The sequence below is a fragment of the Flagellimonas olearia genome, assembly GCF_004150225.1.
Classification (GTDB): Bacteria; Bacteroidota; Bacteroidia; order Flavobacteriales; family Flavobacteriaceae; genus Flagellimonas; species Flagellimonas olearia.
On record NZ_ML142908.1, the window covers coordinates 720,299 to 733,747 of the forward strand.

The 13,449-nt window shown below is 43.6% G+C and carries 12 protein-coding genes and 1 pseudogene; 3 read left to right on the top strand and 10 right to left on the bottom strand.

Features of this window, described 5'->3' with window-relative positions; genetic code table 11:
- Positions 1–316 precede the first annotated feature (316 nt).
- Both DN53_RS08490 and DN53_RS08495 read right to left on the bottom strand, forming a co-directional pair.
- Positions 317–829 carry an acyl-CoA thioesterase gene (locus tag DN53_RS08490; protein ID WP_129653951.1) on the bottom strand — a complete coding sequence of 171 codons (513 nt, stop codon included), beginning with the start codon at positions 827–829 and terminating at the stop codon, positions 317–319.
- A 58-nt stretch (positions 830–887) separates the two neighbouring features.
- Positions 888–1,832, bottom strand: a complete 945-nt coding sequence (locus DN53_RS08495; RefSeq protein WP_129653952.1) for an HU domain-containing protein — start codon at positions 1,830–1,832, stop codon at positions 888–890.
- 105 nt (positions 1,833–1,937) lie between these two features.
- Between DN53_RS08495 and dprA the strand changes: the two are divergent.
- Positions 1,938–3,043 (top strand): annotated as a pseudogene (dprA, locus tag DN53_RS08500) (DNA-processing protein DprA).
- A gap of 49 nt (positions 3,044–3,092) precedes the next feature.
- On the opposite strand, the gene trpS reads toward dprA, so the two are convergent.
- Positions 3,093–4,061 (bottom strand): tryptophan--tRNA ligase, encoded by a 969-nt coding sequence (trpS, locus tag DN53_RS08505; RefSeq protein WP_129653953.1) that lies wholly within the window; start codon positions 4,059–4,061, stop codon positions 3,093–3,095.
- 83 nt (positions 4,062–4,144) lie between these two features.
- Positions 4,145–4,387, bottom strand: a complete 243-nt coding sequence (locus tag DN53_RS08510; protein ID WP_129653954.1) for a GlsB/YeaQ/YmgE family stress response membrane protein — start codon at positions 4,385–4,387, stop codon at positions 4,145–4,147.
- A 58-nt stretch (positions 4,388–4,445) separates the two neighbouring features.
- Between DN53_RS08510 and DN53_RS08515 the strand changes: the two genes are divergently transcribed.
- The gene (locus tag DN53_RS08515) at positions 4,446–5,195 is read left to right on the top strand and encodes a lysophospholipid acyltransferase family protein (protein ID WP_129653955.1); all 750 of its coding nucleotides are present in this window, start codon (positions 4,446–4,448) and stop codon (positions 5,193–5,195) included.
- Here DN53_RS08515 and DN53_RS08520 read toward each other — a convergent pair.
- The 6 genes from DN53_RS08520 to recA all read right to left on the bottom strand — a co-directional run bounded on the left by DN53_RS08520 (position 5,188) and on the right by recA (position 12,117).
- Positions 5,188–6,354, bottom strand: coding sequence for a histidine kinase (locus DN53_RS08520; RefSeq protein WP_242502099.1), 1,167 nt, complete (start codon positions 6,352–6,354; stop codon positions 5,188–5,190). The genes DN53_RS08515 and DN53_RS08520 overlap by 8 nt on opposite strands.
- Positions 6,355–6,462: 108 nt before the next feature.
- Positions 6,463–8,352, bottom strand: a complete 1,890-nt coding sequence (locus DN53_RS08525) for a sensor histidine kinase (RefSeq protein ID WP_129653956.1) — start codon at positions 8,350–8,352, stop codon at positions 6,463–6,465.
- 148 nt (positions 8,353–8,500) lie between these two features.
- The gene (locus DN53_RS08530; protein WP_129653957.1) at positions 8,501–9,982 is read right to left on the bottom strand and encodes a hypothetical protein; all 1,482 of its coding nucleotides are present in this window, start codon (positions 9,980–9,982) and stop codon (positions 8,501–8,503) included.
- 11 nt (positions 9,983–9,993) lie between these two features.
- Positions 9,994–10,530, bottom strand: coding sequence for an RNA polymerase sigma factor (locus DN53_RS08535; RefSeq protein ID WP_129653958.1), 537 nt, complete (start codon positions 10,528–10,530; stop codon positions 9,994–9,996).
- 37 nt (positions 10,531–10,567) lie between these two features.
- Positions 10,568–11,005, bottom strand: a complete 438-nt coding sequence (locus DN53_RS08540) for a hypothetical protein (RefSeq protein ID WP_129653959.1) — start codon at positions 11,003–11,005, stop codon at positions 10,568–10,570.
- A gap of 104 nt (positions 11,006–11,109) precedes the next feature.
- Entirely contained in the window at positions 11,110–12,117 is a 1,008-nt protein-coding gene (recA, locus tag DN53_RS08545; protein ID WP_129653960.1) for a recombinase RecA, read from the bottom strand.
- A 288-nt stretch (positions 12,118–12,405) separates the two neighbouring features.
- Between recA and trhO the strand changes: the two genes are divergently transcribed.
- Positions 12,406–13,437 carry an oxygen-dependent tRNA uridine(34) hydroxylase TrhO gene (gene trhO / locus DN53_RS08550; RefSeq protein WP_129653961.1) on the top strand — a complete coding sequence of 344 codons (1,032 nt, stop codon included), beginning with the start codon at positions 12,406–12,408 and terminating at the stop codon, positions 13,435–13,437.
- Positions 13,438–13,449: the final 12 nt, after the last annotated feature.

The following is a 13,449-nucleotide window of genomic DNA, read 5'->3' on the forward strand; positions in this document are numbered from 1 at the left end:
TCGGGAAATCTGCAATTGGCATTTCGATATGAGGAACGTAGTGACGATTGAGAAATCTCACCCAACCATGGATTTCTCAAACGAGAAACGAGGAAGAATCTCCCAATCATAAGATTTCTCGTCGTTCGTACCTCACTCTGTCGAAATGACACAGAAATTTGGGGCAATTAGTGTCCGTCCCCAATGCCATTATTTGCTTGACACTGAATCCAATAATCTTAAAATTAAATCGTGGTTTCACTCGGCTTGGAAATCATCAATCGAGTGGTTTTTCCTTCAGATAAACTTGTTGAAGCCAGAAAGGCTGTATCGAGAATCAACCCAGGAACAAGGCCTTAAGTTCGGTAGCATCCGAGGGCTTCAGCTTTCCAGCCAAGACCAAACTCAATTGTTTTCTTCGCAAAGCAGCGGCAAAACGTTCCTTTTCCAAATCGGTCTCAGGGGCAAGTTCCGGGACTTCGGTAGGTTTTCCGGTATCGTCCACGGCCACAAAGGTATAAATGGCCTCATTGGCCTTGGTGCGTTCACCGGTAAAGCGATCTTCGATCCATACATCAATAAAAATCTCCATGGAGGTCTTGAACGCCCGGGAAACGGCCGCTTCCACAGTCACCACACTGCCTAGGGGCACCGCCCTGTTAAAAGCCACATGGTTCACGGAGGCCGTAACGGTAATCCTGCGGCTATGCCTACGGGCCGAAATACTGGCCGCCCGATCCATACGGGCCAAGAGTTCCCCGCCAAACAGATTGTTCAAGGGGTTGGTCTCACTGGGGAGGACCAAATCGGTCATTACGGTTCTGGATTCGCTTGGAGTTTTGGCGCGCATACCTTTGAATTTTGCGCAAAGATATTGAAGTACGGTATCGTTTTAAAGAAAAGTGGGCTTATTTCTCGGAAAGGAGCCAAGCATCACGCGATTCGGAGGCTTTTACCTTTTTAAGGAAAGTTAGAGCCTCTTTGGGGTCCTCAAAACTATCATAGGCCACTTGATGTAGGCCGTATTTGTTGACTCCCAAATAAATCGCATTGAAACCTTTGCTTTTGAGTTGCTCCACGCGTTTTTCGGCATTTTCCTCCATTCGGAAGGCACCAGCGATGACGTGGTGCTTGCCCAATTTCCTTTTGGTAACGTCCAAACTAATCGCGGGCAGTTCCAAGGGATCACTTTCAAAGAAAGTAGCTTCTTGGATCAAACGGGATACCTCTTCCTGAGCTTCTTGTTGCACAGCGACCTGTTTCTGTTGAAGATCACCATAAGTGCGGTAGGAGGTAACACCCAAGGAAACGGCCAAAAATAGCACAGCCGCATACTTTAACCAAGGCCTGAACGAGGTTTGCTCCCTTTTTTCGGGAGTGATGATGAATGGAATTTTTTCTTCGAGTTCCTCAACTTCCTCTTTTAGCACCTCACGCTGGATGGGTGTGGCCGAAAAAGCGGACAGTCCAAAAGATGAGGTCAAAAAGTTGGTTCTGTTCTCAGGTTGGAATTGGATACGGCGTTCATTGTTGTACCAGAGCTTTCCGATACCGAACAACTCAATGCTTTCCCCTTGTTCCAGTTTTTTCATCCAGGAGTGGGACACAGCTTCCACTTCTTGCAACAACTCCTCGTAACCCAACTTTTTTTCCTTGGCAATATGGGATACCAAAAGCCCATCATTTTTGGACAATTGGGCATTAAAGGAAATGGTCTTGGAAGGAGGGACCAAGGTGTTGGTCGTTGCATCGATTCCTGCGGATTTTCCGTGAGCGAGGAAAGCCCCAAAACCGGGTACCACAACACAATTGTAATCGAACAGCAATTTTTCTATGTAAGAATCAATCCGCATGGCCACAAATATTGCAAAAAATATAGGAGAACAAAATAGGAGGGATAACTTTTTATTAACATTTGAAAATCTGTATTTTGTGAACAATTATCACACCCAAATCAAATGACTGAACCTGAAATTATTGCGGCGCTCCGCCTGCAGGCCATTCCCAATATTGGCGATATCACGGCCAAGAAATTAATTTCCCATTGTGGTAGTCCAACAGCCATTTTTAAAGATAAACCGCAACATCTTTTAAAGATTGAGGGGATTGGGCGGTTTACCTTGAAGGGACTCCACGATGCGATGTATCTGGATGAAGCCGAATGCGAATACCGATTTATTTCCGATGAGAACATCCAGACGTCCTATTTTATGGAGGAAGACTATCCAACCTATTTGAAACATTGTGTGGATGGTCCCATTCTAATTTTTAAAAGGGGCAAGATCAACTTGAGGGAGAAAAGGATCATCAGCATAGTGGGAACTCGAAACATTACAAGCCATGGTACTGCTTTTTGCGAGGCGTTTGTGGAAGAGATTGCCCCATTGGACCCGATTTTGGTGAGTGGCTTTGCCTATGGGGTGGACATTGCCATTCAAAAGGCGGCCATGAAGAAGGGTTTGCAGACCGTGGCGTGCCTGGCCCATGGCCTCAATCAAATATATCCCAAGGCGCATAAAAAGTATGTGGCGCAAATGGAACGGAATGGTGGGTTTATCACGGAATTTTGGAGCAGTAGCAATCCAGACCGAGAAAACTTTTTAAAACGGAATCGGATCATAGCAGGGATGAGCGAGGCAACTTTGGTAGTGGAATCGGCTGAAAAGGGAGGGAGTCTTGTTACGGCAGATTTGGCCAACGGGTATAATCGGGAAGTGTTTGCCGTGCCGGGGAGGAGCACCGATAAGTTTAGTAGGGGCTGCAATGACCTGATCAAACGGCAAAAGGCGCATTTACTTACCTCAGCAGCGGATTTGATTTATCTTTTGGGATGGGAATTGGAGGAAAAAGGGAAAACCCCCAAGTACAGAAGCAGCTTTTCATCGATTTGGATGCAACAGAAAGGTCTGTCTATTCTTACCTGCAGTTGAACGGAAAACAGTTGTTGGATACCGTGGCTTTGGAGTGTAATCTGCCTATCCATACAACCTCATCCACACTTTTGAACTTGGAAATGAAAGGTCTGATCCGACCAATGCCCGGAAAACTGTTCGAAGCGACTTAATCAATAAACAATGGACAATAAACAATGGACAATAAGCAATGACCAATGATCAATAGCCCAACTTCTCCCGCACCCGTTCCAAAACCCCATTGGCCACTTTTTGGGCCTTTTGGGCGCCAATGGCCAAGGCTTCATCCACCTCATCCAAGTGGTTCATGTAGTAGTCGAACTTTTCACGGGGCTCTTTAAACTTCTCCACAATAAGTTCGTACAAGGCTTGTTTGGCATGTCCGTAGCCATAATTGCCCGCCAGATAGTTGGCACTCATCTCTTCTATCTGTTCGGGAGTGGCCAAAAGTTTGTAGAGGCCAAAAACATTGTCCTTGCTCGGGTCTTTGGGCTCTTCCATGGGTGTACTGTCCGTTACGATGCCCATGATCTGTTTGCGCAGCTTTTTGTCCGTTTGAAATAGGTTGATGAGGTTATCGCGGCTCTTGCTCATTTTCTCCCCATCGGTGCCGGGAACGTACATGGTGTCTTCATGGACTTTGCCTTCAGGTATTACAAAGGTCTCTCCCATTTGATTGTGGAAACGGGAGGCCACATCTCGGGTCATTTCCAAGTGCTGCAGTTGGTCTTTCCCTACGGGAACAATATTGGCATCGTACAGTAAAATATCTGCGGCCATGAGCATGGGGTAGGTGAAGAGTCCTGCGTTCACGTCTTCCAAACGATCGGCCTTATCCTTGAACGAATGGGCCAAAGTAAGTCGTTGGTAGGGAAAAAAGCAGCTAAGGTACCAAGCTAGTTCGGCGGTCTGTGGCACATCGCTCTGTCGATAAAAAACAGTTTTGTCTATGTCCAGCCCAAACGCCAACCATGCCGCTGCAATGGCATAGGTATTGTTTCGCAGCAGCTCCCCATTTTTGATCTGGGTGAGCGAATGCATGTCAGCAATAAAAAGAAAGGAATCGTTATTGGGATCTTGCGCCATTTCAATGGCAGGCTTGATTGCCCCCAAGATATTTCCCAAATGGGGCGTTCCTGTACTTTGGATTCCGGTGAGGATACGGGCCATGTTACGTTTTTGCCCGTAAAAATACGTATCCGAGGGGGATAAAAAAAGCGGCAAAAGCCGCTAATTTATTTTCTTTGGAAAAGCTACTTCTTAAATAGACTGGCCACAAAAAGAAGGACAATGGCCCCAATGACCCCGGTAAGCAGATCACCAATCACTCCAGAGCCTATGTGGATACCCAAAGTGCCAAAAAGCCAGTTGCCCACAATGCCGCCTACAATACCAAGAATAATGTTCAACAAAACACCAAAGCCGCCTCCTTTCATGATTTTTCCGGCGAGCCAGCCTGCAAGTGCCCCTATCAATAATGCATAAAGTAATCCCATTGTTACAAGTTTTAATGGTTAGTCCTATAAAGATATTCAAAAATTCTACTTTTATAACATGCTTCCTATGATCAGAAATGCAGGACATATCCTGTACCGGATTTGGTTTTACGTGCTGGTGGCCGTTCCCATTCTAGTTTTTTTTCCCTTTTTGCTGTTGGCCACGGTTTCGGAAAGTACCTATCCCCAATTTTTTTGGCTGGCTAGAAACTTATGGGCAAAGCCCATTCTGTATGGCATGGGATGCTTTCCGAGAATTATCCGGGAGCAGCAAATGGAGAAAGGAAAGAGTTATATGTTGGTGCCCAACCATGCCAGCATGTTGGATATTATGTTGATGTTGGTGGTGAGCAAGAACCCATTTGTGTTTGTGGGTAAAAAGGAACTGGAGAAGCTTCCTGTTTTTGGATTTTTCTATAAAAGGGTCTGCATTACTGTGGACAGAGAGGATGTGAGGAGCAGGACCGGGGTATACCGCCGTGCGCAACGAAGATTGGACCAGGGGTTGAGCATTTGCATATTTCCTGAGGGGGGAGTGCCAGAGGAACATGTTGTTCTGGATGAATTCAAGGATGGGGCCTTTAAAATGGCCATCGCCCATAAAATTCCTATAGTGCCCATTACTTTTTACGATAATAAAAAACGGTTTTCCTTTACGTTTTTAAGTGGTTCCCCAGGACCGGTACGGGCCAAAGTACACCACTTTTTTGAAACCGGCATATTGGCAGAAGAGGATAAATCGACCTTAAGGGAAGAAGTAAGGGAAATCATGCTCAAAGAATTGATGGAGGATATCGGGGCTAAATAAGGTTGGGAAGTTTCAAGATGATATTTCGTACGTGGCCTTTTTCACCAGAAGCATCCGTAATCGAATAAGTGATCGTGTAATTTTTAATTGAATTTAATAGATTGATTTGATCTTCCCATTGGAGAATGCTTTCCCGATGCTCGGGATGGTTTTCCGTGAAAGAATCCATATTTGGGCTTTTATGCTGGACCTCCATGATGACCGAGTTGTCCAAAACCTTAAAATCAATATTAAAAAGTTGGTTCTTTTGCTGCTTGGACATGGACCGTTCTATGACATTTTCAAAAAGAGTCTGTACCACAAGGGAAGGGATGGTGGCTTCATCCACTTTGTCCGGACCCTCCAAAATGGTAACGCCATAATTGAACGAACCATCATAACGCAGCTTTTGTAATTTCAGGAATGCATTCAGCATTTCAATTTCTTCCCTAAGGGATACCGTATCCCGCTCCAATTGATTTAAATAGAACCGGACCAGTTTACTGAAGGTGGACAGGTATTCCAAGGCCAACTTCTTTTTTTCGGTGGTGATGAAGTACTGGATGGAATTGAGTGAGTTGAAGACAAAATGGGGATTCAGTTGGGAGTTCAAGGTTTTCAACTTCAGCTCCAACATTTCTTCCTTGATTTCCAACAATCGGTCCTTTTCTGCCATCAAGGCTAGATTGTCCCTGACACTTTTCATTTTTATGGCACAGATTGATGCTATTGCCGAAAGCATTTTAAGATGATGGTCGGTGAAGAAATTGGCTTGGGGGTGTTCGCAATCAATGACCCCATAAATGGTACCTTCATAGCTGATGGGCACACAGATTTCAGAAAGGCGCAAGGCATCGTCCTCTATATACCTAATATCTTTTGAAGTGTCTTTGATGATTTCTGCCAGGCCACTTTGGGCGACATGCCCTGTAATGCCATCGCCAATGTTTATCTCAACGGGCTTGTACAATTTCCGGTCTTTAGGATTTTTTGGGCCATAAGCGGCTTTTTGTACCAACAAATTGTTTTCATGGTCCACGAGGTAGACCACACAGTCCACAAACCCTAGTTTGGCAATGCAGTTTTTGGCCAAATCCCACAAGATATCCTCTTCGTTTACTTTGCCCATCAAGGACTTTGAAAAATAGATCAGGATGTCTTCGAATTGACTGTTTTTCAAAAGGATAGCTTTAACATGGAAGATGAATATATGAAATTTCCTGAAATTTTTATGAGAAACTCCCTATACAAAGCTCTCACGTCTGAAGGGTACAATTTTCACAACAACCTACTTTTTTGACCCCAAAGGGACAACGATGACTACCTTGGTGCCCAAAGGCACATTGTTCTTGTCCACCTTGTCGATGATCTCCACTTTGCCAGAGCCGTAGGGCCAGGAAGCCAATCTTGAAAGGGTGACCTCCAACCCTCTTGACTTTCTTTTTTCTTGGTCGGGACCGGTAGCATTTTGATGGTTGTTTCTTCCTATCCCCGTATCATCGATTGTGCAGATCAAATCATCATCCTTCTCTTCAAAAGCAACCGTCAATTCTTTTTGGCCAGACGTTTTGGGCAATAGGCCATGTAGTATTGCATTTTCAACAAAGGGTTGCGTGATCATGAACGGGATGTCCATTTCCGAAGGCACAAGCTGTTCTTCTACCTCCACCCTGAAGGAAAAGGCATGGTCAAAACGCAACGACTCCAGTTCCAAATAGTCGTTCAACATTTTAATCTCTTCATCCAAGGTAGCCTGTCCATCTATGGACGCTTCCAGCGCATTTCTGGTTATACGGCTGAATTTGGAAAGATAATTGAGCGCACTTGTGTTCTTTTTCTTTAGGATAAGATGTTGTATGGAGCTGAGCGCATTAAAAATAAAATGTGGGTTTATTTGAGCGCGCAGTGCTTTGTTTTTATTGATAATGGCCTCTTGCTTAAAATAAATTCCTTGGAGATGTTCATCAAAAGCCTTGTAGGTCAATCCATAGGCAAAAAAGAGCATTTCCAGGGTGGAGCCAATGGCCAAGAACAGTGAGTTGCCATAGAGCATGGGGTCGTTGCCAGCCTTAAGATTGAAGTAGTAGTAAACGATAATGCTTATAAAGAAACAACTGGATCCAATGAGAAAGATCTTGCTTATTCGGTTTTTGTTGTAAAAGAACAAATACACCAAAAAGGAAACCGTGATCAAAAAGGAAACCACGCGTAAAACCAGAATAAGATAAATATGTCCCAAGTGATAGGTAAAGAGCAAGAAAACCAAATCGGCAACCAGCATCAGAACATGTATGTAGACACCTACTTTAAGAAAGTAATAAACCCGGGGGTATTCTTTTTTTACGTTCAGGTAGAATAGGATAAATAAATTGTAAGCTATTCCTATGAGTATTGAGTTGGTTTCCAGTAGCCAACTTTTTAAAAGGGTATTGTTCACATGCAGCTTGTCCAACAGGATCACTTCTTCTTGGAACAGATAGATGATTTTAAAGAAGACAAATGACGAATAAAGAAGAAACTCAATTTTCCTGAAATGGAAAAAATAAACAAGCATGATGATGCTGATGGTAAAGCCAATTCCCATATAAATATAATTGGGGATGGATTTCGCTATATCACTCCACGTGTAGCTGTTGGACTCCGAGTTTTGTTGATAGGTAAAAGACCAATTGGTAACAGGTTCAATAAACTTTATGCGCTTTACCCTCAAGAACAGGTATCGATTTTGTATAAGGGATTTAAAATCCAAAGGGATTTCGCAATGATATTTTGATGATGTAATTCTTTTGGCGATGGTGTTTTCATCCAACTGTCCAATGGGCCTCGTTACGATTGAATCGAGTTTTTGATAGAAAATCTCACCAAAATCAAAATAGTTCAGTTTTAAATACCGTATGCTATCATTTAGTTTGGAAGTAGCCCCACGTTTAAAATCCAGCAGTATCCAATAGGTGTCTTCGGGGCGGGTCTTGTTAAAAGCGTCTTCTGGAAATGAAAATTTATCTATGGAACGGTAGGCTTGGTCAAAATCCAATGTATCCCCAGTAGTTTTTAATATCTTAAACTGGATGGCATCCCCTACATCGGATTTTGGTTGTCGGTTTTGACCCTTATGCTCACTGATTATAAGGCAGATAAAACCGCATGTCAATAGAAGTCTGATTAAAGAAACAGACATACCCTATGGTTTTATAAAGGAAATTACACAAAAATAAAAATTGGGAAATCCCTTACATTTTTGAAGCGAAATAGAAGTGCCCCACCATAGGGCGGGGCACTTAAGTGATTGCCTAAAGGGGCAATCTTCCTAACCAACATCTTTATAGCTAGAACTTAAAGCTGACACCACTGTACACACCAACGGAAAAAGGCTGAAATTGCCCTGCGGTTTTGGAAAAAGTGTTCATCTGATATTTAAAAACAGGCTCTATGTTAAGCTGTACTTTGGGTGTAAACTTATAATTGAACCCCATCCCAAAATTGGCACTGAAGTTAACATCGTTGGCGTTGGTGGCTTCTCCAATTTCGGTTACCAATCCTTCCGCTTCCAACAATACCGAATTGTCCACCAAGAACAGGGAACTTACCCCTCCAATAAGGTCAACACCAAATTTTCGGTCTATCAAGGCATAATCAACTTCCAAAGGAACTTCTATATAGCCCAATTGTTGGACCATTTTTCCATCAAAAACAGGAATTGCATTGGAAGCCAGTTCCAAAAAGGCGTCAGTTGGGAGGTTATCCGGAAGGTTGTTCTTGCTCTGCACCACCACGGTCTGTGACTTTTGGCTGTAGTTGATATTGTCCAACTTCTCATCTGCGGCAACTCTTGAAGAGGAGGAAAAGACCACATCGTTGGTATCGTACCCATAATTTACCCGATGCACCCCAGAACGCACCTTTACTTTTTTTCCTACTTCATAGGCAACGGTAAGTCCGTAGCTTAAATTGAAATTCCCGGATTTGGAATTACTGGCAAAATCGGAATGAATGGGAGAACCGCCTCCGGTGGCATTAAAGTATACCGGTGCCACGGAGGGTCCTACAGACCATTTGCCCGAGTTGGTGTTGGCCACGATCGCTTCTTCATCTTCCTGCTCTTTTATGGCGTCATAAATGGATTTCTTTTCAGGTTGTTCGTTTTGGTTGGTGGCGATGCTCTCTTCTTGGTTTTCTTGACCCAAACCTTCGGAAATTATTTGCTCCTTATTGCTCTGGTTAGGGGCCTTGTTTTGGGCAATGGCTTCTGTAGTATTGTTGTCTGTTATGGTACTTTCAACGTCATCCGATACATTTTTGTTCATGGCTAAAGCGGCACCTTTCTGATTTTGGCTTTTTATAGAAACACCTTGATCAACTTTGGCAGCTTTGTTGTTTGGAGAATCCGTATTGGCCAATTGGTCTTTGGAAGCCATACTCTGGTTCTGGTTGAAGTTGCTTTCCGAACCATTTTGTTTGCTTTTTTCAGTTGCTGAAGTGGATTCTACCAACCCTTGTGCACTTTCATTGGTGGAAGAATTGTTTTGATGGGACGAATTCTCGTCTGCACCAGTCTTCTGTACAGGAGTTTCGGTGTCTGAAATGATGATTTGATCATCTTGTTCCGTGCCCAACGGATTGATGATGTAGAACAAGATGGCCAACAATGCGGCCACACCACCCAATTGCCACCAAATGGGCACTATCCGTTTTTTTCGTTTCTTCTTGTCCAAGGAAACTTCAATAGACTCCCAGACTCTGTCGTCCGGGGTCTCTTGAAACCCTTCAAAGGTCTCCTTGAACAATTGCTCTAAATTCTTTTTCCCCATTGTTAAGTTCTTTAAGCAATGTTTATTTTCTTTTTTTCAATTTTTTCCCTCAAAATCATTTTGGCCCGGGCCAAATTGGATTTGGAGGTTCCTGTGGATGTCCCCAACATCTCACTGATTTCTTTATGGCTATAGCCGTCCAAAACATAGAGGTTGAATGTTAACCTATATTTGTTCGGTAATTCTTGGATATACCCCAGTAGGGTGGACAGGCTTATGTCTGCCTGTTCTATATCCAATTCCAAGTCGGGATCATCTCCCATATTTTCCGATACCACGTCCAGATATTGTTCCTTTCGATATTTCTGGAGTACGGTATTTACGGTAATTCGTTTGATCCAACCTTCAAAGGACCCTTGAAAACTGTACTGATCTATCTTGCTGAAAATGGTCATAAAACTGTCATGGAGGTTATCCTCCGCTTCGGTTCTATTCTTGGAGTACTTGAGGCACATACCGAAAAGAATACCGGAATATCTCCGGTATAGTTCGGCCTGCGCATGCCTTTCCCCTTTTTTACAATTATATATCAGTTCTTCAAGATCCAAATGTTGGTCAATTTTGGATTGTTACTGTCTAAAATTTCTAATTTGTTTGTGCGTCTGCTACTGGGACGCTGTATTCCAAAAACACGGGGCTATCATTTTGATCTTGCCCGGCATAAAATTTAAAATGGTATTCACCTGTGAAAATGACATTGAACTTAAGGGTGGCAATCACCTCTTCAAGAGCCTCCGTACACGCCGTGTCATCATTAGTAAGTACGGACCCTTGTAGGTACACCTCCCTATCGGTCTCTCCCGTTTTGTAAACCTCAAACTTTTCAAAGTACGTACAGCCATTGGGCCTTACATATGTGACTTTGATGTCGTAAGTTTCATTGAGTTCAAAAGACTCGGGCATCTCAGCCTCCACCGTTTTCAAGGTAGTGAAATAAAAATTAGGGGTGTCATCGTCCAAGCTGCATGAGCTGAGCCATGAAAACGCCAAAAACCATAGTAGGGGAACTAATACTTTTCTCATTTAAAATCCTTGCTTTGTACACCCTAGATGTGTAGTGTGGCCAAGGGTTGCGTAAGATTTTCACAGGGAAAAGTTAATCTTGTCCAATTACTGCTTCGGCAGATTTATGCGCTCACAGCTGAAATAGCTTCTTTGATTTTGGTCTCAAGTTCTTCGGAGAGTTCTGGGTTGTCCAATAAAAGTGCTTTTACGGCATCCCTTCCTTGGCCCAATTTGGTATCGCCATAACTGAACCAAGAACCACTTTTCTTGATGATTTCATAGGCCACTCCCAAATCGATGATTTCACCAACTTTGGAAATCCCTTCGCCATACATGATATCAAACTCAGCCGTTTTGAACGGTGGGGCCACCTTGTTCTTGACCACTTTTACACGGGTCTTGTTTCCTTGTACATCCCCATCCGTACTCTTTATTTGGGTGGAACGTCTAATATCCAACCGAACCGAAGCGTAGAACTTAAGGGCATTACCACCAGTAGTGGTTTCCGGATTACCGAACATCACCCCGATCTTTTCCCGCAATTGGTTGATAAAGATTACCGTACACTTGGTCTTGCTTATGGTAGAGGTCAATTTCCTAAGGGCTTGCGACATGAGTCGGGCATGGAGTCCCATTTTGGAATCACCCATTTCCCCTTCGATTTCACTTTTTGGGGTCAAAGCCGCAACAGAATCCACAATAACAATATCAATGGCTCCGGAACGAATCAGGTTGTCAGCAATCTCCAACGCTTGTTCCCCGTGATCGGGTTGGGAAATGATAAGGTTGTCAATATCCACGCCCAACTTTTTGGCATAAAAACGATCAAAGGCATGTTCCGCATCGATAAAGGCAGCAATACCCCCAGCTTTTTGGGCTTCGGCAATGGCGTGCAAGGTCAACGTGGTCTTACCGGACGATTCGGGACCGTAGATTTCAATGACTCTTCCCCGTGGGTATCCACCAACGCCCAAAGCAACATCCAGTCCCAACGAGCCCGTAGGGATTACCTCAACATCTTCCACCACACTATCACCCATTTTCATTACGGCACCCTTTCCGTAGGTCTTGTCCAACTTGTCCAGGGTTAGTTTAAGGGCTTTTAATTTTGCTTCTTTCTCGTTGCTCATGGTTCAAAGGATTAGGAAGGCTAAAATACCATTTCTTTCTTCATGGCACAAAGGCCACGCAACCTTTTTATAAGTTATGAATCTAAGGGGTACTAACTCAATATCCATAGGGCGAACATTGGTTCGACATTCAAGGTAGGGAGAAAATATAGCTATGAAAAAGACCAAAGTGGTTTTAAAAAGGGCTTCTGGACTATGGAAGCCCTTTTCTTTTTCCCCTACTTGAAATTTGTATCTTTGCCCCGTTTTTATTTTGAACTATTCTTTAACTTAAATTATTGGTATAGCATGCAACTGTACAATACGTTAAGCGCAAGGGAAAGGGAAAAACTTATTGAGGAAGCCGGGCAGGATCGGCTTACCATCTCTTTTTACAAGTACGCGCACATTGGGAACCCGCACATTTTACGGAACCATCTTTTTTTGGCTTGGAACGAAATGGACGTTCTGGGTAGGATTTATGTAGCCTATGAAGGGGTAAATGCCCAACTTTCCGTTCCTGCTGAAAATTTTGAAACGTTCAAGACCCATTTGGACAGCATCACTTTCTTGGAAAATGTTCGCTTGAACATTGCCATTGAGCAAGACAATAAATCCTTCCTGAAGCTGAAGGTCAAAGTCCGTAAAAAAATTGTGGCAGACGGATTGAACGACAACACCTTTGATGTTACGAACAAAGGCGTCCATGTAGGTGCGGAGCAGTTCAATGAGCTTATCGAGGACCCTGACACCGTTTTGGTGGACATGCGGAACCACTATGAAAGTGAGATAGGCCATTTTAAGAACGCCATTACCCCAGATGTGGACACATTCAGGGATTCCCTGGATATTATTGAAGCGGATTTGGCCGAACACAAAGAAGACAAAAAATTGGTGATGTATTGTACCGGTGGAATTCGTTGCGAAAAGGCCAGTGCTTATTACAAGCACAAAGGGTTTAAAAATGTGTACCAGTTGGAAGGGGGCATCATTGAGTATACCCGCCAGGTGAAGGCCAACAATCTTGAAAATAAATTTTTGGGTAAAAACTTTGTTTTTGACCACCGAAGAGGGGAGCGCATTTCGGAGGATATCATCTCCAATTGCCATCAATGCGGGAAACCCTGCGACACCCATGTCAACTGTGCCAATGAAGCCTGCCACTTGCTGTTCATCCAATGTGAGGAATGCGCAGCGGCCATGGACAACTGTTGCTCCACGGAATGCCAGGAAATTCATGCATTGCCTTATGAAGAACAGAAGAAGCTTCGCAAAGGCAAGGAAGTCAGCAACAAGATTTTTAAAAAAGGACGTTCTGAGGTGTTGAAGTATAAAAAATAGTGCTCCAAAAAA